We start from the raw sequence: 23,742 nt of genomic DNA, 5'->3' as shown, positions 1-23,742 counted from the left end.
CGCTTTACCGTTCCACCGCCAGCGCCCTGACAACCGCGGCGCACCGCGCGCAGATGTCCGGGTATTCGGGGCTTGCACCCACCGATTCGCTGTACATCCAGCAACGCGCGCATTTCACGCCCGGCGCTCGTGTTACCCGGACCACAAAGTCGCCGCGAACCACCCCGTCGTCCGGCGGGGAGCCGCCTGGCGCTACGGCCAGGTCTGAAACGATGCAGATCATCTTCAGTTCCGCCACGGCCTTCTGCAAAAACTCCCGCAGCTCATCCCCCGCGTAAAGCTCCACCCGGGCTTCAAGTGAATCCCCAATGCGCTTCTCCTGCCGTGCTCGCTCGAGAGCCTCCAAAACCGCCTCCCGCACCGCCAGCAGCCGTTCCCAGCGGCCCTCTAAAGCCGCATCGAGGTAGTCGTCCCGCAGCGGCGGCAGGTCCAGGAGCTGCACGCTAGGCAGCTTCTCCCCGGCCACCGGCACGTAGCGCCAGATCTCCTCCGTCGTGAAAGCAAGAACCGGCGTGAGAAGCCGCAAAAGGGTATCGAGAATCTCGTAAAGAACCGTTTGGGTAGCGCGCCGCGCGGGCGCGTCCGGGTGCTCGCAGTAAAGCCGGTCCTTAAGGACGTTCAGGTAAAAGGCGCTTAAATCCAGCACGCAGAAGGAGTGAATCGCGTGGTAGACCACGTGAAATTCGTACTCCCGGTAGGCTTGAAGGACCCGCCGCTTGAGCTGCTCAAGCCGGTGCAGGATGTAGCGGTCTATCTCCGGCAGTTGGTTGTAAGCCACCGGCGCCTGCGGGTCGAAATCGTAAAGGTTCCCGAGCAGAAAGCGGAAGGTGTTCCGGATCTTGCGGTAGGCTTCGGCGATCTGCTTGAGGATGTTGTCCGAAGCGGCGAGGTCACCCCGGTAATCGGCCGAGCAGACCCAGAGCCGCAGGATATCCGCCCCTAACTGCTCGATAACCTTCAGGGGATCAACCACGTTGCCGAGCGACTTGGACATCTTCCGGCCCTGCTCATCAACCACAAAGCCGTGCGTGAGCACCGCCCGGTAGGGCGGTTTGCCGGTAACCGCCACCGCGGTGGAAAGTGAAGAGTTAAACCAGCCGCGGTGCTGGTCGCTCCCTTCTAAGTAAAGGTCCGCCGGCCAGTCCTGGTCCGGCCAGGGAGAGGGCTGGCGCAGCACCGCCCAGTGGCTTGAGCCCGAGTCAAACCAGACGTCCATCGTATCGTTTTCCTTCTTAAACACCGTGCCGCCACACGCCGGGCAGACCAGCCCCGGCGGCAGCAGTTCCTCTACCGGTGCGCTGTACCAGACATCGGAACCATGCTGCTGGAAGAGCGCCTTCAAATGCGTAATAGTGGCGTCGTTAATGATGGGCTTGCCACAGCCCTCGCAGTAGAAGATGGGAAGCGGTACGCCCCACAAACGCTGGCGCGAAATGCACCAGTCTCCCCGCGCCGCCACCATGTTGTAAATGCGCTCCTCTCCCCACGCGGGAATCCACTTAACCTCCCGGATGGCCTGAAGCGCCGCCTCCCGAAAGCCGTCAATCGACGCAAACCACTGCTCGGTGGCCCGGTAAAAAACAGGCTTCTTGCAGCGCCAGCAGTGCGGGTACTGGTGGCGCACCCGCCCCGCGCTTAAAAGGGCACCGCGCCTTTTGAGCTCTTCAATAATAAGCGGGTTTGCTTCCCGGTAAAAGACCCCGGCAAAAGGGCCCCCTTCGGCGGTAAAATAGCCGCGGCCGTCGACCGGCGAAAGTACCGGCAGCCCGTAACGTTTGCACGTCACGAAATCCTCTTCGCCGTGCCCCGGCGCGTTATGCACGCAGCCGGTACCCTGCTCCAGTGTGACGTAAGTATCGAGCACCACCAGCGACTCCCGCTCGCAGAAGGGGTGCTTCAAACGCACGCCTTCCAGTTCCTGCCCTTTGTACTCTGCCTCAACCACTCCCGTTTTGCCCAGGACCTTCAAGAAGGCAGGCAGAAGCTCCCGCGCTACTACGTACCGTTCGCCATCCACCCGCACCACCACATAAACAAAATCCGGATGCAGGCATACCGAAACGTTGGCCGGCAGCGTCCACGGTGTCGTCGTCCAGATGACCACGGCGGTGCCGGGCGGCAGGAATCCCTTGCCGTCAACCACGGCAAAGGCGACGTAAATCGAAGGGGATTCAACCTCCGCATATTCTACTTCGGCCTCGGCCAGCGCCGTTTCGCAGGAGGCACACCAGTAAACCGGCTTGAGGCCCTTGTAGATGTAACCCTTCTTCGCCATCTCCCCGAAAACCTCGATCTGCCGCGCCTCGTACTCGGGCAACAAAGTAAGGTAGGGATGCGCCCAGTCGCCCCGGACACCGAGACGCTTGAACTCCTCCCGCTGGATGTCCACAAATTTCAAGGCGTATTCCTTGCAGTGGCGCCGGAACGCCACGGGACCCACCGCGTGGCGGTTAATACCGAGCGCCTTGATCGCCTGCTGCTCAATAGGCAGGCCGTGCGTATCCCAGCCCGGAACGTAAGGAGCGTCGTAGCCGCTCATCGAATAGTATTTGATGATAATATCCTTGAGAACCTTGTTGAGAGCGTGGCCCAAGTGGATGTGTCCGTTCGCGTAAGGCGGGCCGTCGTGGAGGATGAATTTTGGCCGCCCGGCGGTCTTCTGCTGAACCAGGCGGTAAAGGCCGATCTCGTCCCAGAACTTGAGAATTTCTGGCTCCTTGCGGGGCAGATTGGCGCGCATCGGAAAATCCGTCTGCGGCAGGTTAAGCGTCTTACTCCAATCCATCACTTTCCTCCCTCGCGACGTCAAGTTCGCCATCTATAGCTCGAAAGGTGGCGGTTACGCATTTTCAAGGCCTGCATTTTGCCGGTGCAAGCCGCTTCCGACCTCGTATATTAATAGTTATAATACTAAAAACCTCCTGTCGCAAGGGAAGAAAGGAAAAATCAAGACGGCGGGGAAGCAATACCATACCAACAGGGCCCACATTGAAGATAGAAGCAGCGGTGCTACACGCGACCGTAACGGTCTGAGCTCACGATTTGGCTGGCAGGACCCGGGCAACCGCCTCCAGGGCTTCTTCCGGCCTGAGGCCTGCAATCCTGATCGTCTTTTCCCGTCCCCCCTCTCCGTACAGGATTGTTAACCGCCGGACGGGAACCCGGAAAACCTCGCTTAAGTACCGCAGCAGCGCCTCGTTCGCCCTGCCTTCGACAGGCGGCGCTGCGATACGCACCCGCAACACGGTGTCGACTACGCCGCAAATAGCATTTTTTGCCGCCCGGGGCGTTACCCGCACGCGAAAACGCACCCCGTCCCCGTCTGCCTGAAAGAGGTTCGCTAAATCACTCGGCGCCGCCATCCCACATCTTCCGCGTCCTGGCCTGCGCTACGAGGGTCGCTCTCTTTGTCCGTCTGGCGCCTTCGTCCTTGCTCATTTCCCGACTAAGCAAAAACCTGAGCTTCTGGGCCGCCTCCGCTAACATCGCTTCCAGGCGTTCCTCCGCCTCCTTCAGCCGCCGCTCGGTTTCCTCCTGCACTCTGGTCACCAGCTCCCCCAGGCGGGCCTCAGCCTGGAGCATTGCGTCTTCGGCCCGCTGGGCCGCCTGGATAGAAGCCATGTCGATAACTTCCGCCACTTGCCGGCGAAGCGCTTGAACCTTCGCCTCCATCTCCCGGTGCACCTGCTGAACGTCCGGAACGGCCAATGCTTCCTTAAAGCCTGATCCCGGAGCGGCGGCAGGATACCCCCCGTTTTCGTGCTGAGTCTGCGCGCGTAGCTCCTCGATCTCCCGGTAAAGCTCCTTCAGGACGGCGGCCACCTGGTCGAGAAACTCATCTACCTCCTGCTCGTCGTAACCGCGGAAGACCCTCCGAAACTCTTTTTTGTAAATATCGTAAGGCGTCAACACCCACATCACCCCAAGGCCCACCCTGCGCGGCGGGTCGTCGCGCAGCTTTAGAAGAGGCTAATCACACCGACGAGGAGCCGCAAAACGAGCGCCCGGATTAGTTCGAGGACGAAAAAGGCTACAACCGGCGAAAAATCGACAACCCCAACCGGCGGAATAAGACGCCGGAAAATGTTGAGATAGGGGTCGGTCATATCGTAAATAAAACGGATAACCGGGTGGTAAGGATTGTGCCGGATCCAGGAGAGGACCACCCGGACGAGGATAAGGATGGCGTAAACCTCAAAGGCCACATCGACTAGCTTTACCACAAACTCCATCTACGCTATCATCTCCGCACCATTCGCGATTTCATCGGTTTTTCTTTTACCCTGTCTATATCCTATGTAAACTTCGCCCGGCTCAATTCGCGCGACCGCAAAGTAGCTGCTTCCACCGCCCGGATGAGCGCCGCCCTGACCCCCTGCTCCTCAAGAACAAGAAGACCAGCCGCCGTTGTGCCCCCGGGGGTTACAACCCGGTCTTTTAGCTCCGCCGGGTGCGCCCCCTGAGTCAAAACCATGCGGGCCGCCCCCAAAACGGTCTGGGCGGCGAGCGCAAGCGCCACGTCACGCGGTAAACCCATCCGCACCCCACCGTCGGCTAGCGCCTCGATCAAGAGGTAAACGTAGGCCGGTCCGCTCCCGCTCAACCCGGTAACGCTATCAAGTAATTCTTCCCTTACCTGGACCGCGCGACCGACGGCCGAAAAGATCGCTGCAGCGCGCGCCGCATCGCGCGGGCCGGCGTTCCTTCCGAGCGCGTAGGCGCTCGCTCCTTCTCCTACTAAACACGGCGTATTGGGCATGACGCGCACAACCGGAACAGGCTGCGGGATATTTTGTTCGAGAAAGCTTAAAGTGACGCCCGCAGCGATGGAAATAAGCGTCTGTGACGGGCGCAAAAGGGAGCCGATTTGCTGCAAAACCGAAAGAACAACATCCGGCTTTACCGCCAGCAAGACGATATCCGCTTCTTGAGCCAAAAGCCGGTTATCCTGAAGCGTACGCACCTTAAGCTCTTGCTCCAGCCGGCGCAACCGTTCCGGAGCAACGTCGCTCACCAGCATGGCCGCCGGCGGCACCCGGCCGCTTGATACCAGACCGGCGGCCAGCGCTCCACCCATCGCCCCGCCGCCGATCAGTCCGATTTTAAGCCCGCTGAGCGGCACCTGTTCTCAAGCCTCCCTCTGCCCGCGCATCCAGGGAAAGAGGCCCCGCTCGGGCTCCTTCCCCTCCGCCGCGATATCTACGTTATTGGGGGCAAAGAGAAAAATGCCGGCGCCTACTTTCTGAACGCTACCGCCGAGAGCGTAGGCTGCGCCGCTCACAAAGTCAACCACCCGGCGCGCCAGGTCCGTCTCCACCCGTTCCAGATTGACGACCACCGGCCGCCTGTTCCGCAGGTGGTCGACAATCTCCTGCGCATCGTCGAAGGAACGCGGCTCGGTCACAACTACCCGCATCTGCCGCTGGGTGTGAATGCTCACCACCGCCCCTTTCTTCGGGCGTATTAGACCGTCCTGAGCTTCCGCCGGTACTTGCTCTTCCTCCGGTTCCTCCTCGAAACCGATAAAGCCCAGCACTTTGTCAACTAATTTTTTGCTCATTTTCCCCTTCCCCCTCTTTGCGTCGCGGGCCAAAAATAGCGGTGCCAATGCGCAGCAGGTTGGCTCCCTCTTCCACCGCCACCACGTAATCGTCCGACATCCCCATCGATAAAAACTCGAGCGTCGCCCCAGCATAGTGGCGGTAGGCTGCCGCCAGTTCTCGCAGCCGTCTGAAAACGGGTCTTACCTCTTCGGGATCGGGAACAAACGGAGCGATCGTCATCAGCCCCCGGACCCGGATACCCGGCAGCTCTGCAGCCGCCGCCAGGAAATCCGGCAGTTCCTCCTCGTGAAGGCCGTGCTTCGAGGGCTCCCGCGCCACGTTCACCTGGATGAGCACGTCAAACCCCCGGCCTCTTTTCTGTGCCCAGCGATCAAGCGCAACGGCCAGGTCCCAGCGGTCGAGGCTGTGGAGGAGTCTGATCCTGCCCACAAGGTATTTTACCTTATTACGCTGGAGGTAGCCGATAAAGTGCCAGTCAACCGCGTCGCCGATCTCCCCGTACTTTCTTATGAACTCCTGCACCCGGTTTTCCCCGAAAAGCCTCTGCCCCGCCGCCTGCGCCGCACGGATCGCGGCAACCGGTACCCCTTTGGATACGGCGACAACCTGGATTTCACCTGGATCCCGCCCGACCCGGCGCGCCGCGCGCCAGATCTCCTCCCTGACCCGCCTGAGGTTCGCCTTTATAACCTGATCCATCCCTTAAATATTCGACGCAGCACTGGCAACTCCTGCAATGCCCGTTCCCAATAATTATCTAATTGAGCTCCTCCCACTCGCCGGTAACCAGGTAAATCACGTCTTCGCCGATGTTGGTAGCCCGGTCGGCCACCCGCTCCAGGCGCAGGGCGGCAAGGAGTAAATAGACGTAGCAGCGCGTATTCTCAGGCTCTTTTTCGATAAGTGATAGGATGGCGTCGAAAGTTTTGCGGTAAAGATGGTCCACATCGTCGTCGGCGTTGGACATCTGTCGCGCCCGGCTCGTATCGTTCGAAACATAGGCCTCCAGACTTGTTTTGACCATCTGCTGCACCATCCGGGCGATCTGGGTGATACCCTGCAAGACGACGTCCGCAACGGTCGAACTGTAACAGGTAATGAGGTTAAGCGCGTACCTGGCAATGTCCACCGCATGGTCGCCCATTCGCTCCAAATTGGAAATGATCTTGATACCCGTAAAAATAATCCTGAGGTCGCGGGCAAGGGGCTGCTGGGTCGCAACCAACCGGATACACCTGCGCTCGATATCTTTGCAGAGATTATCAACCTCATCATCGCCGGCGATCGCCTTTTTCGCCAGCACCTCGTCCCGGTTGACCAGGGCCTGTATTGCGTCGAAGATGAGCTCCTCAACTAAACTGCCCACCCGCAGGATGTCGTGCTGCAGCTCTGCAAGCTCACGTTCGAAAGAAGCCCGCTGGCTCGTCACCTCTAACCACTCCCAGCACTTTTTAAAAGATTATACCTAATTCTGACAACAAAAGCTTCGATAAACAAGTAGAAATACCAAAAATTAAGATTGAGCAGCCCTTTATCCGAACCGTCCGGTTATGTAATCCTCCGTGCGTCCATCGCGCGGCCGGGTGAAAATGGTTCCCGTTTCGCCGTACTCGATAAGTTCGCCGACCAGGAAAAAAGCCGTGACGTCCGAAACCCGCGCCGCCTGTTGCATATTGTGGGTCACGATGACGATGGTGTACTTTTGCTTCAGCTCCTGGAGCAACTCTTCGATCTTCATCGTTGAAACGGGATCGAGGGCCGAAGTGGGCTCGTCCATCAGCAGGACCTCCGGCTCGACCGCCAGAAGGCGCGCGATACAAAGCCGCTGCTGTTGCCCCCCCGAAAGCCCAAGCGCCGAACGGTGCAGCCGGTCGCGGACCTCCTCCCAAAGAGCGGCGCCGCGCAGGCTCGCTTCCACAATCTCGTCGAGGCGGCGTTTATCCTTCAAGCCGTGAATCCGGGGACCAAAAGCGACGTTGTCGTAAATAGACATTGGGAAAGGGTTCGGCCGCTGGAAAACCATCCCGACCCGTTTCCGCAGTTCCACCACGTCTACCTGCGGGGCGTAGATGTCTTCGCCGTCAAGAAGCACCGTCCCCTCGATACGCACCCCTTCTATCAGGTCGTTCATACGGTTCAAGGTGCGGAGGAACGTCGTCTTCCCGCAGCCGGAAGGCCCGATCAAAGCCGTTATCTGGTTCGCCTTTATTTCGATGCTAATCTCTTTCAGGGCCTGCTCCTGGCCGTAATATAGATTTAGCCGCTCAACTCTTATCTTCGTCGCCATTTCATCTCCCCTTAACCCCGCTTTGCGATGTTTCCGGGCCTTTTTTTAGTATTCTGAGGGGCACCAGCCCCTTCTTAGCCTCTTCTAATAAAAACGACTCTTTTAACAAAAGTTCGCTATAGGACTGCACCGTTCCTTCCGGTTTCCCGCGCGTATAAACCCGGGCCAGTCCGTAAAGGGGGTAGCTACCGTTCGCCACGTTTTCTATCGTGCACTCAATGCCGTTATATTTTAAAGCCTTCACGGACCCGTTAAGGTATGTAGCCCCGAGATAGCCTATCGCCCCTGGAGTGGAGGCCACTTCTTTGCGAACCTCAAAGTCGGAATTAACCAGTCTGGCATTGCCGGTAAATTCGCGCCCGCCAAGAACGAGCCTTTTTATCAGCTGCCGCGAGCCGGACGACTTACCGCGGTTGACGATCACGATGGGGATATCCGGGCCACCTAACTCCGCCCAGTTTTTCACCTGTCCGAGGAAAATCCGGGTCGCGTCGTCTTTAGAAAGATTATCCACCCGCACCGCAGGATGAACGACAAGTACCAACGGCATTACCCCGAGCACCTTCCCCGTTAGTCCCCGGTAGAGCGGCTCACCGGGAGGCGGCTCAACGAGCGAGAGCGCAACGTCGGCCCAGCCGCCAGCCACCTGCTGCAGCCCCGTCAGGGAACCGCCACCGAAGACCTCCACCCCGGCAGCCCGTTTCGTAACGCCCATCAGCTGGGCCGCATCCCGCGCTACAGGCAAAAGGGCGGTGGAACCAACCACCCTGACGGCGGGATGCCGGGAAGTTACTTCCGCCTTGGGAATACAGCCCAGCGCCAGCATCATTGTAACTACACTAAGTAAAAAAAACACCAGGCTTCTTTTTATCTGCCCCGCAAAGACGCATAACCAGCACTTCATCTTTATCGCCTTAACCTTCGGTTATCTACCATTACGGATAGCGGTTTCAGCGACGGAAAATCACGCCCGCCATCCTTCCCGTTTTAACTCCGTCCCGGCGGTAAGAAAAGAAAAGCTCCGGGTGACAACAGGTACAAAGCCTGATTACCGCAATCCGTTCCGGGGGAACGCCCGCGGCGATGAGCGTCTGCCGGTTGGCTTCCCAAAGGTCAACGCGCCACTTATTTCCTCGACGCCAGACAACCTTTTCCCCCCACGGGCGGAAGGCTGCCGCTACCGGCTCATCTACCTCGTAGCAGCAGGGCCCGATGGCCGGCCCGATCGCCGCCACACAGCGCGCCGGAACAACCTGCAAGTTCGCCGCCATAACCTCGAGCGCCCGGCGCACAATCTCTCTGGCCGTGCCCCGCCAGCCGGCATGAACTACCGCCACAACCCGCTTTACCGTATCGGCGAGGAGCACCGGAACGCAATCCGCAAAGAAGGCCAGCAGAGCCAGACCCACCTCACCGGTGGTTAAACCGTCGGTGGCGTCGAGCGCCGTTTCCGGCCCGAACGCACCGGCTCCGGCCTCGCGCATAGTTACGACAGCGACTTTTTCGCCGTGGACCTGCCGGCCGGCAACCGTCCGGGCCGGGTCGTAACCGAGTGCTGCAGCAAGCAACCGCCTGTTGGCCAAAACCCGTTCCGGTACGTCACCGACCGTATAGCCCAAGTTGAGGGTAGCAAAAGGCCCCTCGCTGATGCCCCCCAGGCGCGTGGTGAAGGCGTGTCCGAGCCAAGGCAGGTCCATGACCTCTGCCTGAAAAAGATGCAATCCGTTACGCCGCGTGAGCGTCCATCCGCCGCCGATAACTCATTCCTCCGTAACCATTATAAAACTCAGGGCCTGCCGTGCAAGCCCCGAACCACCGGCACCTCTACCCTATCCGGCCGCCGCTCCTGCGCCGCCGTCCGCAGCAACGGCTTCTATCTGCCGGGTAACCGCCGCGATCGCCGCCGGATCCCCGGCCTGAAGAATCACCCGCAGCCGCTCCCCAAGACGGCGGTACGCCTCGTAGAGCGCCGCCTTATCCGGGTCCACGGTGAGCAACCACGAAGAACTGTAATCGGGAACAACAGCGTTGAAGCCGAGCTTCTCTTCGATCATGAGCCGCAAGGTCTCAGCAGCCTCAGGCTCGCCGTGGACGACAAAAACCTGTCGCGGCGCCTGGTTCATCTTCTTCAGCCAGTTAAGGAGGGCGGGCTGGTCAGCGTGGGCAGAGTAGCCCATCAGCTCAACGATTTCCGCCCGCACCGCCACCTCTTCATCGAAAATCTTCACGCTCTTATCTCCGTCGAGGATGCGCCGGCCAAGCGTGCCCTGCGCTTGGTACCCTACAAAGACCACCGTGCACTCGGGCCGCCAGAGGTTGTGCTTCAGGTGGTGGCGGACCCGTCCCGCCTCACACATCCCGCTGCCGGCAATGATAACCAGCCCGCTTTTGATTTCGTTTAGGGCCCGCGACTCCTCCGGGTTTACGGAAAACTTGACAAACCCGGAGTTGAGCGGATTTTCGCCGCATTTTAGGAGACTACGGGCTTCAGAATCGTAACATTCGCCATGCCGGTTAAAGATGTCCGTCACCGCTACCGCCAGCGGGCTATCGATATAGACGGTGACCGGAGGCATCTTGCCCGCCTGCCAGAGTTTGTTGAGGTCGTAGAGCAGGTCCTGCGTGCGCTCGACGGCAAATGCCGGGATGATAACGTTGCCCCCACGCCGGTAGGTGCGCCACAGGACATCGTGCAGGACCGCAATCTCCTCCACCTGCGGGTGCTGTCTGTTGCCGTAGGTCGATTCGATGACCAGGTAATCCGCATGCTCCACTACCGCCGGATCCTTCACCAGCCGCTGTCCCGGCCGTCCCAGATCCCCGGTAAAGAGCACACTCATAGGCATGCCGGCCTCACCGCTCCGGAGCAGGATCATCGCCGCGCCGAGGATGTGGCCGGCATCAAGAAAGGTGGCGCTTACCCCAGGAGAGAGCGGGATTTCCGTATCGTAAGCGATTTTTTGAAAAAAACGGAGCGCATCGTAAGCGTCCGCTACCGTGTATAACGGTTCGACCGGCGGCTTGCCAGCTCGCTGGGCTTTTCTGCTCTTCCGCTCGGCTTCCATCTCTTGAATGTGGGCGGCATCGGGAAGCAGCACCCCTGCTAGGTCAACCGTTGCCCCTGTCGCTAGAATCTTGCCCTTGAAGCCCTCCCTGCAGAGGCGCGGGATAAGCCCGCAATGATCGATATGGGCATGGGTAAGCAGAACGTAATCAAGCGAGGCCGGCGAAAAAGGAAAGGGTTGAAAGTTCCTTTCTCTAATCTCCCGCGGGCCCTGAAAAAGGCCGCAGTCAATCAGCAGCCGCGTTCCGGAAACCTCTACGTGAAAACAGGCTCCGGTTACTGTCCGGGCAGCACCATAAAAATTCAGCCGCATGCACATTCTCCCCTGATTCTATTCGGATATGCTTCCACTTATTCGCCGCCTACCCGCGAAATCCTGTCGAAATTTACTCTGTCTTCCCGTATCTATTGACAAAGAGGGCCCCTTCCCTTAAGCTTTTAGTTAGTATGGGACCGGCCCTGCCCGCGCAGTCGCGGTCCTATCGCGGTAAAAGGTTATTGCTTGGGAAGGAGATGGACCGTGCCGATTTACGAATTCCGCTGCCCCCGGTGCGGACACCGTTTTGAAAGGCTCTGCCAGCTTGGGGAAACCGGTGCGAACTTGAGTTGCCCCGCCTGTAACTCCCCCAAACCCGAGAGACTCCTCTCCTCTTTCGCCACGCGCGGCGTTGAAGGCGGCAAAGGTTCTTCCTGCACCTCCTGCAAAGCAACAAGCTGTTCCAGCTGTTCCAGCTGCCGGTAAAAGGCCAGCCTTTGGAAGCGCCACGTTTTGTTTTTAACGTAGATATCGGGTATGTTTATAAGGTAAAAAGCCAGGCAATATCTGCCTGGCTTTAATCTTGGTAACGCAGACTTTCCGCTTACGGCAACAGATGCTTCTGATTTATTAGCGCCTGGGGCCGCCAGCGAGCTCGACGGCCTTCAGCCGCGCCAGCGCCCGCATCAGCGCCGCTTCCGCCCGCAGGATGTCAATCTCTGGGGCGCGTGTCCGCAGCCGCTCCTCAGCGCGCTCTTTAGCCCGCCGGGCACGCTCCACGTCTATTTCCTCCGCGAGCTCCGCACTGTCGGCGACGATTACCACCCGGTTATTCTTAACCTCCAGGAAGCCGTTGCTCACCGCCATGTACCGCCACTGCCCGTCCTTCTGAATCCGGACAACGTCGGTCTTTAGGCTGGTGATGAGCGGCGCATGGTCGGGCAAAATACCCAGATCGCCGCCGGCACCGCGGGCGATTACCATCCTGACCTCGTCGGTAAAGGCAACGCGTGACGGCGTAACGACAATTAATTTCTGGAGTTTTTCTGCCAAAGCACTCACTCCTTAAGAGGCCTGCGCGAGGAGCTTCTTGCCCTTTTCGACCGCCTCTTCGATACCGCCCACCATGTAGAAGGCATCCTCCGGCAGGTCGTCGTGCTTGCCCTCCAGAATCTCCTTGAAGCCCCGGATCGTCTCCTTCAGCGGCACGTAAGCTCCCGGCCGCCCGGTAAAGGCTTCCGCTACGTGGAAGGGCTGCGACAGGAACCGCTGCAGCTTCCGCGCCCGGGCCACGATAAGTTTGTCCTCTTCCGAGAGCTCCTCCATACCGAGGATCGCGATGATGTCCTGGAGCTCCTTATACCGTTGGAGCACCTTCTGGACGCCGCGCGCCACCTGGTAGTGCTCCGCGCCCACAACCTTCGGGTCAAGGATACGGGAAACCGAGTCCAGCGGGTCCACCGCCGGGTAGATACCGAGCTCGGCGATCTGCCGCGAAAGAACGACGGTCCCGTCGAGGTGGGCGAAGGTGTTGGCTGGCGCCGGGTCGGTAAGGTCGTCCGCCGGCACGTACACCGCCTGCACCGAGGTGATCGATCCTTTGTTTGTCGAGGTGATCCGCTCTTGCAGCTGACCCATCTCGCTCGCGAGGGTTGGCTGGTAACCCACAGCGGACGGCATCCGGCCCAAGAGCGCCGAAACCTCGGACCCTGCCTGCGAGAAACGGAAGATGTTGTCGATGAAGATCAGCACGTCCGCCCCTTCCTCGTCGCGGAAGTACTCCGCAAGGCAGAGACCGGTCAAGCCCACGCGCAAACGGCAGCCGGGCGGCTCGTTCATCTGCCCGAAAACCATCATCGTTTTCGGCATAACGCCGGCCTCGGTCATTTCCAGGTAGAGGTCGTTGCCCTCACGCGTCCGCTCGCCGACGCCCGCGAAAACCGAGATGCCGCCGTGCTGCTTCGCGATATTGTTGATGAGCTCCATAACGATAACCGTCTTGCCTACGCCAGCACCGCCGAACATCGCGATCTTGCCGCCCTTCATAAACGGAACCAGCAGGTCTACGACCTTGAGGCCCGTCTCGAGCTGCTCGACCTTAGTCGACTGGTCGACCAGCGGCGGCGCCGGGCGGTGAATCGGGTAGTACTTGTCTGACTGGATGGGTCCCTTGCCGTCAATCGCGTTCCCGAGCACGTCGATCAGACGGCCGAGAACCGCTCTGCCCACCGGCACGGAAATCGGGGCTCCGGTGTCGATCACCTTGGTCCCGCGCTTCAGCCCGTCCGTCGTGGACATGGCAACGGTCCGCACCACGTTGTTCCCAAGGTGTTGCTCAACCTCCAACACCAGCTCCTTTTTCTCGCCCGTAAAGGCATCTTCATACTCAAGCTTCAAGGCGTTGTAAATCTCCGGGACCTGTCCCGGGGGGAAGCGCACGTCAACCACAACGCCGATAATCTGGACTACTTCGCCAACATTGGCCATTCTATCCCCTCAACCTCCTTCAAGCCGTTATTCGAGCGCCGCGGCACCGCCCACGATGTCCAGCAACTCTTTCGTGATGCCCTCCTGCCGCACACGGTTCATCTTCAGAGTCAACCGCGCAATCATGTCCTCCGTGTTCTTCGTGGCAGAATCCATTGCGGTCATCCGGGCGCTGTGCTCACCGGCCTTGGATTCGAGTATTGCATGGAAGATAACCGTTTCTACATATTTGGGAAGCAGGTCGTAGAGCACGGCCTCGGCCGAAGGTTCAAAGATGTACAGAGCCTGCGGTCCGTGCTTCTTCTCCTCCTTGCCTGCCTCTTCCTCGTCCGCCGGAGGCTCTATCGGTAAAACCTTAACCACCGTCGGCTGCTGCACGAGGATGTTGACAAATTTTGAATACACCACGTAAACCGCATCGTACTCGCCGGCCGCGTACTTGTCGATAGCGATTTTCGCTATCTGGCGGGCGTGGGCGAACTTAATGTCCTCCCCCAACCCGCCGAACTCGGCCTCCATCGGCATCCGGCGGAAGCGGAAGAAATCACGCCCTTTGCGCCCCACCGGAATCAGGGCCGCGCCGGGGTGCTTTTCCAGCTCCCGCATCACCGTCCGCATGATGTTGCTGTTAAAGCCCCCGCACAACCCGCGGTCAGCGGTGATCACGATATAGCAGACCTTGTTCTCCTCGCGCACCGCTAAAAGGGGGTGTTTCACGTTACCGGCAGCCTGGGAGAGACGCGCCAAGACCTCGTGAATCTGGCGGGCGTACGGACGCGCCGCCATCACCGCTGCCTGCGCCTTGGCCATCTTAGCGGTGGCCACGGCCTTCATGGCTTTACAGATCTTCTGCGTGCTCTGCAGGCTTTTGATTCGCCGTCTAAAGTCGCGTAGTGATGGCACTTATCCTCACCCCCGCGCCTATGCCAACCCGTACTGCATCTTGAAGCCCTTCTTGAACTCCTCGATGGCACTCTTAAGCTTCGCTTCCGTTTCCGGCTTAATCTCCATGTCCTTCTTGATTGCCTCGCCTACGTCCGGCCGCTGCGTCCGCATGAATTTAAGGAACTCCGCCTCGAATTCCCGAACCTTGTCTACCGGCAGATCGTCAAGGTAGCCGTTAACGCCCGTGTAAATCGACATTACCTGCTCCTCAAGGGGCATTGGGCAGTACTGGTCCTGCTTTAAGAGCTCGACCAGCCGTTCACCGCGGTTCAGCCGGGCCAGCGTGGCCTTGTCGAGGTCGGAACCGAACTGCGCAAAGGCGGCCAGCTCACGGTACTGCGCGAGGTCGAGACGCAGCCGGCCGGCGACCTGGCGCATGCACTTCCGCTGCGCTTTACCGCCGACACGGGATACCGAAAGACCGACGTTAATGGCCGGACGAACACCAGCGTAGAAAAGGTCAGGCTCTAAGTAAATCTGTCCGTCCGTAATCGAGATAACGTTGGTCGGGATGTACGCCGAAACGTCACCCTGCTGTGTCTCGATTACCGGCAACGCGGTAATTGAACCGCCGCCGTAATCCGGATGCATCTTCGCCGCCCGCTCCAGTAACCGCGAGTGAAGGTTGAATACGTCACCCGGGTAAGCCTCACGGCCGGGCGGGCGCCGGAGGAGCAAGGAGAGCTCGCGATAGGCGGCTGCCTGTTTGGAGAGGTCGTCGTAAACGATCAGGACGTCTTTGCCCTGCTCCATGAATTCCTCGCCAATGGCGCAGCCGGCAAATGGGGCGATGTAAAGCAGCGGTGCCGGGTCAGAAGCGGTGGCCACAACCACAATCGTGTGGTCCATCGCGCCGTACTCGTGGAACTTCTGGATCACGTTGGCCACCGTAGACGCCTTCTGGCCGACCGCGACGTAAATGCAGATGCAATTCTGGCCCTTCTGGTTAATGATCGCGTCTACCGCGATGGCCGTCTTACCGGTCTGCCGGTCGCCCAAGATAAGCTCGCGCTGGCCGCGCCCGATGGGGATCATGCCGTCGACCGCTTTGATACCCGTCTGCAGCGGCGTGTCCACCGGCTTCCGGTAAATAACGCCGGGGGCAATGCGCTCGATCGGGCGGTATTTGTCAGACTTGATCGGCCCCTTGCCGTCAAGCGGAATACCTACCGGGTTGACCACCCGGCCGATGAGGGCGTCGCCGACCGGTACCGACGCCACGCGGCCGGTCCTTTTAACTACGTCGCCCTCTTTGATGTGGGTATACGGACCGAGAATGACGCACCCGATGTTATCTTCTTCAAGGTTAAGCGCCATCCCGAGTGTGCCCCCCGGAAACTCCAGGAGCTCTGCGTACATGCACTCTTCCAGCCCGTAAACCCGCGCCACGCCGTCACCAATGTAAATTACGGTGCCGACATCCGAGACCTCAACCTGAACCTCATACTTTTCAATCTGCTGGCGGATTATCGAGCTGATTTCCTCGGGTCTCAGCTTCATGTCGTTCTGTCACCCCTATCCTACTCGAATTTGGCGGATCTGCTCTCTCAAGCGCTCGAGCTGCCGCGCCACACTGCTATCGATCACCCGGTTGCCGATCCGGATTACAAGCCCACCAAGGATTTCCGGCTTCTTCTCGTACGCAACCCGGACCTCTTTACCGGTGGCCTTGGCAAGCGCGGCTACCAGCTCATCTTTATAGGCAGCCGGTACCTCCACGGCCGAGGTCACGGTTACCTCGACCACATTCCGCGTCTCATTCACCAGGCGGGTGTATTCTTGAACGATATCCTTGAAAAAGACCTCCCGCCGGGCGTCCAGAAGCACGTTGATAAAATTGAGGGTGTAAGTTTCAACCTGGCCGCCGACCGCCTCTTTCACTATCTCCTTTTTTACAGCGGCAGGAACCTGCGGGTGGTAAAACACCCTTTTAAAATCCGGGGAAGCATCCAGTGCCTCCAGGATCCCGCGCAGCTCCTCCTCGATTTTCTCCATCAGGCCCTTTTCCTGCGCTATGCCGAAGAGTGCCCCGGCATAGCGCTCGGCCACTGCGCCTTTTAGCATGGCAGGTTCTTCACCTCGCTAATGGCATCCTGGATGAGCTTTTCCTGTGCCTCCGCCGTCAAACCTTCCCGGATTACCTTACCGGCAACCAGAATGGCAAGGTTGGCCACCTGATCCTTAAGCTCGGCCAGGGCCTTATCCTTCTCCCGCTGGATATCCGTCATCGCGCTCTCCTTCAGGCGCGCCGCTTCTTCTTTCGCCGCGTCCATGATGGCCTGCGCCTGCTGTTCGCTGGCCTTAGTGGCCCGCTCGATAATCTGCTGGGCCTCCTCACGGGCACGGCGCAACTCGGCCTCCATATCGGCTTTGATCCGTTCGGCCTCCGCCTGTCTCTGCTCCGCCTGCGCGATCCGGTCGGCAACTAACTTTTGCCGTTCTTCCAGGATCCGCATAAGCGGCTTATAAGCCACCAGGCGAAGCAGAACAAGGAGAAGCAGGAAGTGGAATATCTGCGCCAGCAGGGTTGCGTTAAATTTCAGTTCCACCTGCTCGCCTCCTTCCCAAATCTAATGCCAAGGTACCATAGCCGCGACCCAACACTGCCTGCAAGGCGGCCTTCGGCTGGCCGCGCCTGCGTACTTCTTCCACCGTCTCCCAGTGCATGCACAGAGGCTTAACCCATTTTGCCCATGAGAATGAAGGCGATAACGATGGCGATAATCGGCAGCGACTCGATCAAGCCGACGGAAATGAACATGAGCGTCATTAGCTGACCCCGCGCCTCCGGCTGGCGGGCAACGCCCTCAAGCAGCTTACCGGTTACCAGACCGTCACCAACCGCAGCACCCAACGCACCAAGACCAGCAGCAAGACCCATTCCGAGAGCAGCAGCAGCACCGAGTTCCATTGAAAGATCCTCCTCCTTAGGAATTTTAAATTTTTCACTTTGGATTAAGTTTGTTCAATTAATTTTTTAATGAGCTTTTAACTTTCCTTCACGGACTTAATGGTGTTCGTCGGCAACTACCATACCGATGTAAGAGATGGTCAGCATCGTAAAGACGAAGGCCTGAATGAAGGAGACAAAGACACCGAAAGCCAACCAGACCACGGAAGCGGTAAAACCACCGCAGATCTCGGCCCAGCCGGTTATCAATCCGAGCAGGGCGAGGACCATCGTCTCCTTACCTTTCATGTTACCGAAGAGACGGAAGGCCAGGGTAAGCGGCTTCGCGAGATCCTCGATAATCGTGATGGGTAAGAAATACGGGAACGGCTGCAGGAAGTGCTTGAAGTGTCCCCCTACACCCTTATACTTGATTCCCCAGATGTAAGTGAGGGCGTACGTGATCAGCGCGAAGGCGAAGGTGGTCTGGTGGTCGGCGGTGGGAGCCATACAAGTGGGAACAAGTCCGAGCAGGTTACAAACGCTGATGAAGAGGAAGAAGGTTACGATTACGGGGAAGATACCGGCACCTTTCTTGGGGTCCATCGTGTCATTGACTAGGCCCTGTAAGAACTCAAGGACCATTTCGAAGAGGGCCTGCATCTTCGTAGGCCGGCGCACGCTCGCCCCCCGAACCGCAAGCACCCCGAGCAGCAGGGTTAACCCCATCGCCACCCAGGTAAAGATTATCGTCGAAGGGGTAAGCTGCCAGAAACTACCAGGACCGATTTGCCACGGGTGGTGCGGTATACCCCAGACATTAAGCTCATGCTCCACTTTTTCAACGCTGAACCCCTCGGCACAACCGGATGCTAACAAGGCCAAACCACCCAGAAAAAGAGGCAAAACCAGGTAGCGCCTGTACCGTTTCAAGCCCTTATTCACCTCCTTTCCGCATAGAATTTTTATAATGATTGTTTTTGGAGCCCTGTTTATGAATAATCAACCCGCGCAAAGAGCAGGAAATGAATAAGCCTCGCCACCACTAACAGGGGGGGCACAAAATAACCGGCTAGTAAGCCTAAAAGCCCGCACCATCCCGTCCACGCGATATAAACTAAGACGCCGAAAATCAGAAACCACCTGACGATCATTCCGGTGATGTAAAGGACCTGTCCGAACTCCCGACCTTGCCGGAGAACAAAGGCCACCAGCTTTTGGATGCTGTTGGCCAGCAGCCAGTTGTTAATCATGCTTAACGAGGCACCGACGATAAATCCTACGAGTTCGGACCGCCACGGTGCGGCAACCGGAAGCGCGGCAGACGCCAGTAACGTTATTACTGCTGCCCCCTGTAAACTCTGCTTGAATAACGCCTCGAGCTGGATATCACGCACTCAGGTTTCTCTCCCGTAACTTACTTTTTGTTAAGGATATTGAAAACGGTCCGGTACGCACCTAACATCCCCGCCCCAATTCCGGTAAGGAGTCCGGCAAGCATAAGCCAGGGCCGGGTACCAAGCTTGCCATCGAGGTAATTCCCTATCCAGACGCCTACAAAAACACTGGCCGCAAACTGAACAGCAATCGTCGAGGCCAGAGCAAAAGCTTTTAACGGCTTCCCCAGACCACTGTTCTTGCGGCCGTTACTCCCTCCTCCAGCATCACTTGTTCCTAAAATCGCAAACATTTTTAAAAAAGAAGCCTTTCTATCGACTTAGGGCTGAGGATTCACGTAACGCGGCACTTGCAAAAGGTAATTCTACAAAAATCAGGTCTTTCCTGCTGCCGCTCTGAAGATTTTTTTAAAATAATATTACACGACGGCCGGAGTTTGCAAGGACCATTTTCCATAAAATCCGACCTGATCTTTCTGCTCTTACCCGAAAACTCAGGCGGGTTTCCCGCCCAACACCGGCAAGAAAGCAACAAATTTCACACTTCCGCTTTCTTTTAACCACGGGACCTACCAGCTGCAGCCGCAACCGGTCGAAAATCGGCGGGGCGGGCCCCAATGCCGAAGTAAAAGGCTAGCGCCTCCCGAATCCGCCACGCCGCGCGCCCGTCGCCATAAGGATTCACCGCCTGGGCCATCCGCTCGTAGGCCGCCCGGTTCTCTAAGAGGCCGGCCGCAGCCTGAAACACGTCTTCTTCCTCCGTACCTACAAGCCGGACCGTGCCGGCCTCTATCGCCTCCGGCCGCTCCGTCACCTGCCGTAAAACAAGCACCGGCTTCCCTAGAGCCGGCGCCTCCTCCTGTAAGCCTCCCGAATCGGTTAGGACGAGATGGCACCGGGCCATAAGGTTCGCAAACTCCCCGTAAGGAAGCGGCTCGGTGAGATAGAGCCGGGGGCAATCCGCAAACGCCGCCGTAGCCAGCTCCCGGATAAGCGGGTTCTTGTGGACCGGAAAGACTACCGCTACGTCGGGGTAGGCATCGATCACCCGCCGCAGCGCGCGGTAAACATTCGCTAGCGGCTCGCCCCAGTTTTCCCGCCGGTGCGTCGTCACCAAGATGAGCCGGTAACCGCTCGCCACGGCCGCCCTAACCACCGGATCCGCAAAGCGGTATTCCGGACGAACCACCTGGTAAAGGGCGTCGATCACCGTATTGCCCGTGACAAAGATGCGCGCTGCGGGCACCCCTTCTTGGAACAGCGCCTCCCGCGCTCGCTCTGTAGGCGCGAAGTGCAAATCGGCCAGCACAGCGGTCAGGTGCCGGTTCATTTCCTCGGGAAAAGGCGCGTATTTGTCCCTGGTCCGCAACCCTGCTTCGACATGCCCTACAGGTACCCGGTGGTAAAAAGCGGCGAGGGCCGCCGCAAAGGTGGTAGTAGTGTCGCCGTGCACCAGGACCAGTTCCGGACGGGTTTCCTGCAAGACCCGGTCGAGGCCGGTCAAGGCCCGTACGGTTACATCGAAGAGGTCCTGACCCTCGCGCATGATGCCGAGATCGTAATCCGGCGTAATCCCGAAGAGTGTTAGCACCTGGTCCAGCATCTCCCGGTGCTGCGCCGTGACCGCTACCCGGACCCGAAAAAGGTCGGGGCAGTGACGCAACGCCTGAACCACAGGCGCCATCTTGATGGCTTCGGGTCTGGTACCAAAGATAATCAAAACTTCTCTGGGACCATTTTTCATAAAGAGAGGTATCCTTTGGCCATCAGTTTATTTATATGCTGTTCAAGCGCCGCCTCGATGTTAATGCCGTAATCTTCTTCGAGAACAAACATCATCGAAACGGCCGTCTGGGCAACATCTAAGAGCTCCCGGGTCACTTTTTCCATCACTGTCCGGGTATCCTCGGCACAGGCCTCCCCCGATAAGCCCCGGAGCTTCCCGATCGCCTGGGCCAGTTCCCCCGCTTCCTCCATCAGCTTGAGCGCCGTCGACTCGAGGGTAGGGGAAAGTTTATTGAGCCGTGGCAGCGAAATGACCTTATGCTTAACCGTCACCGCCGTTGCCCCTTCCCGGAAAGTCTATTTCCCCCGCAAACCGCTCGACCTTCACCCCGGCCTCAGACAGAATACGCTGCGCCAGCTCGTCGGGGTAATCCCCGCCAAAGACGATCCGTTTGACGCCCGCCTGCACCAGCATCTTCGCACAGAGAACGCACGGGTGGTGCGTTGTATAGACCGTTGCCCCCGCAATACTGGTGCCGTGAACGGCGGCCTGCAGGATGGCGTTCTGCTCCGCATGAAGCCCCCGGCACAGCTCGTGCCGCTCACCGGCCCGAATCCCCTGCTCCTCCCGCAGACAACCGGTATCGAGGCAGTGCCGGAGCCCTGAAGGCGCACCGTTATAACCGGTGGCAAGAATGCGGTTGTCTTTTACCAGCACCGCTCCAACCTGGCGCCGCAGGCAGGTCGACCGGGTCGCAACGACCCTGGCAATAGTCATGAAATAAAGGTCCCAGTCCGGACGCATTTACTCTTGGTAGAGCGGGAATTGACGGCAGAGCTCTTCAGCCATTCCCCGCGCTTTTTGCTGGTAGGCCGTATCGCCGCGGTGGTCGAGCGCGTAATGGATGATCGTCGCGATTTCCTTCATTGCCGCAGTCCCCATCCCCCGGGTGGTGACCGCCGGCGTCCCCAGCCGGATGCCGCTTGTTACCCGGGGCGGCTGGGTATCAAAGGGAACGGCGTTCTTGTTTACCGTTAGGTTGACTTCCTCGAGCAGCCGCTCCGCTTCCAACCCCGTCAATCCCTTGTTACGCAAATCTACCAGAATGAGGTGGTTATCGGTGCCGCCCGAAACAAGCTCAAAACCATAGCCGGCAAGCGCCTCTGCCAGGACCCTGGCGTTTTCTACCACCCGGCGCTGGTAGTCCTTAAATTCGGGCCGCAGCGCCTCGCCGAAAGCCACTGCCTTAGCCGCAATCACGTGCATGAGCGGCCCGCCCTGCGTTCCCGGGAAAACCGCCTTATCGATGGCGGCAGCATATTTTTCCCGGCAGAGGATCAGGCCACCGCGCGGCCCGCGCAGGGTTTTGTGCGTGGTCGAAGTCACCACGTCGGCGCAGGGAACAGGGCTCTGGTGCAGCCCCGCCGCAACCAGCCCCGCAATGTGGGCCATATCTACCATGAGGTAGGCTTCTACTTCCTGCGCAATCTGCTGCATCCGGGCAAAATCGATTTCGCGCGGGTAGGCGCTCGCTCCGGCAATAATCAGGCGCGGCCGGTGCTCCCGCGCGATGGCCGCTACCTCTTCATAGTCGATCCTACCAGTTTCGCGGCTGACACCATAAGGAACGAAGCGGTAGTACTGCCCAGAAACGTTTACCGCGCTTCCGTGGGTCAGGTGTCCGCCGTGGGCCAGGCTCATGCCCATGATCGTATCGCCGGGCCGGAGCAAGGCAAAATAAACCGCAAGATTCGCCTGCGCCCCGGAATGGGGCTGGACATTGGCGTGCTCAGCGCCAAAAAGCTCGCGGACCCGCGCAATCGCGAGCTGTTCCACAATATCGACGTATTCGCAGCCGCCGTAATACCGCCGGTTAGGGTAGCCCTCGGCGTATTTGTTGGTCAGGACAGAGCCCTGGGCTTCCATCACCGCCCGGCTCGCAAAATTCTCCGAAGCGATAAGCTCAATCTTGTTTTGCTGGCGCTTTAATTCCAGCTCAATCGCCCGGAAAACTTCCGGGTCAACCTCGGCCAACGGCCCCATCAATGACAACCTCTTCTCCTCCCCGTAAATTCGCTGCAAACAAGCTGCGTAAAGCTACCGTGCCAGGGCCTCCTGTTCATAAGCCGTAATCTTGTCCACCCGCCGCGCGTGCCGCCCCCCGGCAAACTCCGCCTTAAGCCAGACGCCAACGATCTCGCGTGCCAGACCGAAGCCGATGACGCGTTCGCCAAGCGTCAGGACGTTGGCATCGTTATGCTCGCGGGACATGCGCGCCGAAAAGGTATCGTGGCAAAGCGCGGCCCGGATGCCCGGCACCTTGTTGGCCGCGATCGCCACCCCGATGCCGGTGCCGCAAACAATGATCCCCCGGTCGTATTCGCCACGGGCTACGGCCTGCGCCACGGCGAAAGCAATATCCGGGTAATCACACGCTTCCGGTGTATGGGTACCGAAATCCTGGAACGTAACGCCTTCCTCCACGAGAAACGCAATTATTTCCTGTTTGAGCTTGAAACCGCCGTGGTCCGAGCCGATAGCAACGCGCACCGAAAACCCCCCACCAAGAATTCTTTCTTGTTCGCCGGAGAAACATCCGAACTTAGGATATTCTACACAAAAGCACCATTTCCTATCAAGGTGCCTGCCTTTTTTCGTCTTCGCTGCGAAATCGCGCCAGCGCCACTTGGCAGAGGCGGCGAATTTCTTCGGCATACTGCCGGTAAAAAAAGAGGGGTTTTCCGATAGGATCAGGAATGTCCCCGGCAAAACCGGCATACTCGCTAAGGGTGAAAACCTTATCTTTCGCCTCCGGCACCATCTCCAAAACGGCCATCTTGTGGCGGGCGGTCATTGTTAGGACAAGATCAGCCTCCCGCACCATCTCCGGCGTCAGAAGGCGCGCCTGATGGCCGCTTAAGTCTATCCCCCATTCCGCCAGCGCCTCCACCGCCTCGGGAGAAGCCGGCGCGCCGGTAAGGGCATAGATTCCCGCCGAAGCCACCGCAACGTCCTCTACGCCCTCACGAGCCAGCAAGTCCTTACAGATGCCTTCGGCCATGCTCGAACGACAGGTATTCCCCGTGCAGACAAAAAGAATGCGCCGCATCGCCGCACCTCCTATTT

General features: G+C 58.9%; 29 protein-coding genes. 1 reads left to right on the top strand and 28 read right to left on the bottom strand.

The window, feature by feature from the left end:
- Positions 1 to 4: 4 nt before the first annotated feature.
- The 12 genes from ileS to EDD75_RS10290 all read right to left on the bottom strand — a co-directional run bounded on the left by ileS (position 5) and on the right by EDD75_RS10290 (position 11,228).
- Entirely contained in the window at positions 5 to 2,785 is a 2,781-nt protein-coding gene (gene ileS / locus EDD75_RS10345) for an isoleucine--tRNA ligase (protein WP_123931771.1), read from the bottom strand.
- Positions 2,786 to 3,035: 250 nt separating this feature from the next.
- Positions 3,036 to 3,362: a DUF167 domain-containing protein gene (locus EDD75_RS10340; protein ID WP_123931769.1), complete on the bottom strand. Its 327-nt coding sequence runs from the start codon at positions 3,360 to 3,362 to the stop codon at positions 3,036 to 3,038.
- Positions 3,346 to 3,918, bottom strand: a complete 573-nt coding sequence (locus tag EDD75_RS11470; protein ID WP_281277604.1) for a DivIVA domain-containing protein — start codon at positions 3,916 to 3,918, stop codon at positions 3,346 to 3,348. Before EDD75_RS11470 ends, EDD75_RS10340 begins: the two co-directional genes overlap by 17 nt.
- Positions 3,919 to 3,959: 41 nt before the next feature.
- Positions 3,960 to 4,232 (bottom strand): YggT family protein, encoded by a 273-nt coding sequence (locus EDD75_RS10330; RefSeq protein ID WP_123931764.1) that lies wholly within the window; start codon positions 4,230 to 4,232, stop codon positions 3,960 to 3,962.
- A gap of 62 nt (positions 4,233 to 4,294) precedes the next feature.
- Positions 4,295 to 5,122 carry a pyrroline-5-carboxylate reductase gene (gene proC, locus EDD75_RS10325; protein ID WP_123931762.1) on the bottom strand — a complete coding sequence of 276 codons (828 nt, stop codon included), beginning with the start codon at positions 5,120 to 5,122 and terminating at the stop codon, positions 4,295 to 4,297.
- 6 nt (positions 5,123 to 5,128) lie between these two features.
- Complete coding sequence (locus EDD75_RS10320; RefSeq protein WP_123931760.1) at positions 5,129 to 5,560, bottom strand: cell division protein SepF; 432 nt, start codon at positions 5,558 to 5,560, stop codon at positions 5,129 to 5,131.
- The gene (locus EDD75_RS10315; RefSeq protein ID WP_123931758.1) at positions 5,541 to 6,263 is read right to left on the bottom strand and encodes a YggS family pyridoxal phosphate-dependent enzyme; all 723 of its coding nucleotides are present in this window, start codon (positions 6,261 to 6,263) and stop codon (positions 5,541 to 5,543) included. The genes EDD75_RS10320 and EDD75_RS10315 overlap by 20 nt, the downstream gene beginning before the upstream one ends.
- A 58-nt stretch (positions 6,264 to 6,321) precedes the next feature.
- Entirely contained in the window at positions 6,322 to 6,993 is a 672-nt protein-coding gene (gene phoU, locus EDD75_RS10310; RefSeq protein WP_123931756.1) for a phosphate signaling complex protein PhoU, read from the bottom strand.
- A 102-nt stretch (positions 6,994 to 7,095) separates the two neighbouring features.
- Positions 7,096 to 7,851: a phosphate ABC transporter ATP-binding protein PstB gene (gene pstB / locus EDD75_RS10305; protein WP_123931754.1), complete on the bottom strand. Its 756-nt coding sequence runs from the start codon at positions 7,849 to 7,851 to the stop codon at positions 7,096 to 7,098.
- Between the two features lies 1 nt (position 7,852).
- Positions 7,853 to 8,755: a substrate-binding domain-containing protein gene (locus tag EDD75_RS10300; protein ID WP_123931752.1), complete on the bottom strand. Its 903-nt coding sequence runs from the start codon at positions 8,753 to 8,755 to the stop codon at positions 7,853 to 7,855.
- A 46-nt stretch (positions 8,756 to 8,801) separates the two neighbouring features.
- Positions 8,802 to 9,572, bottom strand: a complete 771-nt coding sequence (pgeF, locus tag EDD75_RS10295; RefSeq protein WP_123931750.1) for a peptidoglycan editing factor PgeF — start codon at positions 9,570 to 9,572, stop codon at positions 8,802 to 8,804.
- A gap of 108 nt (positions 9,573 to 9,680) precedes the next feature.
- Positions 9,681 to 11,228, bottom strand: coding sequence for an MBL fold metallo-hydrolase RNA specificity domain-containing protein (locus tag EDD75_RS10290; RefSeq protein ID WP_170157803.1), 1,548 nt, complete (start codon positions 11,226 to 11,228; stop codon positions 9,681 to 9,683).
- Positions 11,229 to 11,435: 207 nt separating this feature from the next.
- On the opposite strand from EDD75_RS10290, the gene EDD75_RS10285 reads away from it, so the two are divergent.
- Positions 11,436 to 11,657 carry an FmdB family zinc ribbon protein gene (locus tag EDD75_RS10285; RefSeq protein WP_123931746.1) on the top strand — a complete coding sequence of 74 codons (222 nt, stop codon included), beginning with the start codon at positions 11,436 to 11,438 and terminating at the stop codon, positions 11,655 to 11,657.
- 144 nt (positions 11,658 to 11,801) lie between these two features.
- Here the strand turns inward: EDD75_RS10285 and EDD75_RS10280 are convergent, their stop codons facing one another.
- From EDD75_RS10280 to EDD75_RS10205, 16 genes are all read right to left on the bottom strand, one after another.
- Positions 11,802 to 12,224 carry a F0F1 ATP synthase subunit epsilon gene (locus tag EDD75_RS10280; protein WP_123931744.1) on the bottom strand — a complete coding sequence of 141 codons (423 nt, stop codon included), beginning with the start codon at positions 12,222 to 12,224 and terminating at the stop codon, positions 11,802 to 11,804.
- Between the two features lie 12 nt (positions 12,225 to 12,236).
- Entirely contained in the window at positions 12,237 to 13,658 is a 1,422-nt protein-coding gene (atpD, locus tag EDD75_RS10275; protein WP_123931742.1) for a F0F1 ATP synthase subunit beta, read from the bottom strand.
- A gap of 27 nt (positions 13,659 to 13,685) precedes the next feature.
- Complete coding sequence (atpG, locus tag EDD75_RS10270; RefSeq protein ID WP_123931740.1) at positions 13,686 to 14,561, bottom strand: ATP synthase F1 subunit gamma; 876 nt, start codon at positions 14,559 to 14,561, stop codon at positions 13,686 to 13,688.
- 18 nt (positions 14,562 to 14,579) lie between these two features.
- Positions 14,580 to 16,103, bottom strand: coding sequence for a F0F1 ATP synthase subunit alpha (atpA, locus tag EDD75_RS10265; protein WP_123931739.1), 1,524 nt, complete (start codon positions 16,101 to 16,103; stop codon positions 14,580 to 14,582).
- A 15-nt stretch (positions 16,104 to 16,118) separates the two neighbouring features.
- On the bottom strand, positions 16,119 to 16,667 hold the full coding sequence (gene atpH, locus EDD75_RS10260) for an ATP synthase F1 subunit delta (RefSeq protein WP_123931737.1): 549 nt from the start codon (positions 16,665 to 16,667) through the stop codon (positions 16,119 to 16,121).
- Positions 16,661 to 17,152, bottom strand: coding sequence for a F0F1 ATP synthase subunit B (gene atpF, locus EDD75_RS10255; RefSeq protein ID WP_123931735.1), 492 nt, complete (start codon positions 17,150 to 17,152; stop codon positions 16,661 to 16,663). The genes atpH and atpF overlap by 7 nt, the downstream gene beginning before the upstream one ends.
- A gap of 128 nt (positions 17,153 to 17,280) precedes the next feature.
- The gene (atpE, locus tag EDD75_RS10250; RefSeq protein ID WP_123931733.1) at positions 17,281 to 17,514 is read right to left on the bottom strand and encodes a F0F1 ATP synthase subunit C; all 234 of its coding nucleotides are present in this window, start codon (positions 17,512 to 17,514) and stop codon (positions 17,281 to 17,283) included.
- Positions 17,515 to 17,610: 96 nt separating this feature from the next.
- On the bottom strand, positions 17,611 to 18,426 hold the full coding sequence (gene atpB / locus EDD75_RS10245; protein ID WP_123931731.1) for a F0F1 ATP synthase subunit A: 816 nt from the start codon (positions 18,424 to 18,426) through the stop codon (positions 17,611 to 17,613).
- 59 nt (positions 18,427 to 18,485) lie between these two features.
- Complete coding sequence (locus EDD75_RS10240; protein ID WP_123931729.1) at positions 18,486 to 18,890, bottom strand: ATP synthase subunit I; 405 nt, start codon at positions 18,888 to 18,890, stop codon at positions 18,486 to 18,488.
- A 20-nt stretch (positions 18,891 to 18,910) separates the two neighbouring features.
- On the bottom strand, positions 18,911 to 19,183 hold the full coding sequence (locus EDD75_RS10235; protein WP_123931727.1) for an AtpZ/AtpI family protein: 273 nt from the start codon (positions 19,181 to 19,183) through the stop codon (positions 18,911 to 18,913).
- Between the two features lie 263 nt (positions 19,184 to 19,446).
- On the bottom strand, positions 19,447 to 20,634 hold the full coding sequence (wecB, locus tag EDD75_RS10230) for a non-hydrolyzing UDP-N-acetylglucosamine 2-epimerase (RefSeq protein WP_123931725.1): 1,188 nt from the start codon (positions 20,632 to 20,634) through the stop codon (positions 19,447 to 19,449).
- On the bottom strand, positions 20,631 to 20,948 hold the full coding sequence (locus EDD75_RS10225; RefSeq protein ID WP_123931723.1) for a MazG-like family protein: 318 nt from the start codon (positions 20,946 to 20,948) through the stop codon (positions 20,631 to 20,633). The genes wecB and EDD75_RS10225 overlap by 4 nt, the downstream gene beginning before the upstream one ends.
- Positions 20,938 to 21,420, bottom strand: coding sequence for a deoxycytidylate deaminase (locus tag EDD75_RS10220; protein WP_123931721.1), 483 nt, complete (start codon positions 21,418 to 21,420; stop codon positions 20,938 to 20,940). Before EDD75_RS10220 ends, EDD75_RS10225 begins: the two co-directional genes overlap by 11 nt.
- Positions 21,421 to 22,659 carry a serine hydroxymethyltransferase gene (locus tag EDD75_RS10215; protein ID WP_123932020.1) on the bottom strand — a complete coding sequence of 413 codons (1,239 nt, stop codon included), beginning with the start codon at positions 22,657 to 22,659 and terminating at the stop codon, positions 21,421 to 21,423.
- A 54-nt stretch (positions 22,660 to 22,713) separates the two neighbouring features.
- Positions 22,714 to 23,166 carry a ribose 5-phosphate isomerase B gene (rpiB, locus tag EDD75_RS10210; RefSeq protein ID WP_123931719.1) on the bottom strand — a complete coding sequence of 151 codons (453 nt, stop codon included), beginning with the start codon at positions 23,164 to 23,166 and terminating at the stop codon, positions 22,714 to 22,716.
- An 85-nt stretch (positions 23,167 to 23,251) separates the two neighbouring features.
- The gene (locus EDD75_RS10205; RefSeq protein ID WP_123931717.1) at positions 23,252 to 23,725 is read right to left on the bottom strand and encodes a low molecular weight protein arginine phosphatase; all 474 of its coding nucleotides are present in this window, start codon (positions 23,723 to 23,725) and stop codon (positions 23,252 to 23,254) included.
- Positions 23,726 to 23,742: the final 17 nt, after the last annotated feature.

The sequence above is a fragment of the Thermodesulfitimonas autotrophica genome (assembly GCF_003815015.1).
GTDB classification, from domain to species: Bacteria; Bacillota; Desulfotomaculia; order Desulfotomaculales; family Ammonificaceae; genus Thermodesulfitimonas; species Thermodesulfitimonas autotrophica.
This window is presented reverse-complemented; position numbering and strand designations above follow the sequence as displayed.

What these genes read in the sequence shown, in the direction of transcription:
- ileS (WP_123931771.1), bottom strand. Translation starts at nt 2,785, where the DNA reads ATGGATTGGAGTAAGACGCTTAACCTGCCGCAGACGGATTTTCCGATG.
- EDD75_RS10340 (WP_123931769.1), bottom strand. Translation starts at nt 3,362, where the DNA reads ATGGCGGCGCCGAGTGATTTAGCGAACCTCTTTCAGGCAGACGGGGAC.
- EDD75_RS11470 (WP_281277604.1), bottom strand. Translation starts at nt 3,918, where the DNA reads ATGTGGGTGTTGACGCCTTACGATATTTACAAAAAAGAGTTTCGGAGG.
- EDD75_RS10330 (WP_123931764.1), bottom strand. Translation starts at nt 4,232, where the DNA reads ATGGAGTTTGTGGTAAAGCTAGTCGATGTGGCCTTTGAGGTTTACGCC.
- EDD75_RS10320 (WP_123931760.1), bottom strand. Translation starts at nt 5,560, where the DNA reads ATGAGCAAAAAATTAGTTGACAAAGTGCTGGGCTTTATCGGTTTCGAG.
- EDD75_RS10315 (WP_123931758.1), bottom strand. Translation starts at nt 6,263, where the DNA reads ATGGATCAGGTTATAAAGGCGAACCTCAGGCGGGTCAGGGAGGAGATC.
- pstB (WP_123931754.1), bottom strand. Translation starts at nt 7,851, where the DNA reads ATGGCGACGAAGATAAGAGTTGAGCGGCTAAATCTATATTACGGCCAG.
- EDD75_RS10300 (WP_123931752.1), bottom strand. Translation starts at nt 8,755, where the DNA reads ATGAAGTGCTGGTTATGCGTCTTTGCGGGGCAGATAAAAAGAAGCCTG.
- EDD75_RS10290 (WP_170157803.1), bottom strand. Translation starts at nt 11,228, where the DNA reads ATGCGGCTGAATTTTTATGGTGCTGCCCGGACAGTAACCGGAGCCTGT.
- atpD (WP_123931742.1), bottom strand. Translation starts at nt 13,658, where the DNA reads ATGGCCAATGTTGGCGAAGTAGTCCAGATTATCGGCGTTGTGGTTGAC.
- atpA (WP_123931739.1), bottom strand. Translation starts at nt 16,103, where the DNA reads ATGAAGCTGAGACCCGAGGAAATCAGCTCGATAATCCGCCAGCAGATT.
- atpH (WP_123931737.1), bottom strand. Translation starts at nt 16,667, where the DNA reads ATGCTAAAAGGCGCAGTGGCCGAGCGCTATGCCGGGGCACTCTTCGGC.
- atpE (WP_123931733.1), bottom strand. Translation starts at nt 17,514, where the DNA reads ATGGAACTCGGTGCTGCTGCTGCTCTCGGAATGGGTCTTGCTGCTGGT.
- EDD75_RS10235 (WP_123931727.1), bottom strand. Translation starts at nt 19,183, where the DNA reads ATGTTTGCGATTTTAGGAACAAGTGATGCTGGAGGAGGGAGTAACGGC.
- wecB (WP_123931725.1), bottom strand. Translation starts at nt 20,634, where the DNA reads ATGAAAAATGGTCCCAGAGAAGTTTTGATTATCTTTGGTACCAGACCC.
- EDD75_RS10220 (WP_123931721.1), bottom strand. Translation starts at nt 21,420, where the DNA reads ATGCGTCCGGACTGGGACCTTTATTTCATGACTATTGCCAGGGTCGTT.
- EDD75_RS10215 (WP_123932020.1), bottom strand. Translation starts at nt 22,659, where the DNA reads ATGGGGCCGTTGGCCGAGGTTGACCCGGAAGTTTTCCGGGCGATTGAG.
- EDD75_RS10205 (WP_123931717.1), bottom strand. Translation starts at nt 23,725, where the DNA reads ATGCGGCGCATTCTTTTTGTCTGCACGGGGAATACCTGTCGTTCGAGC.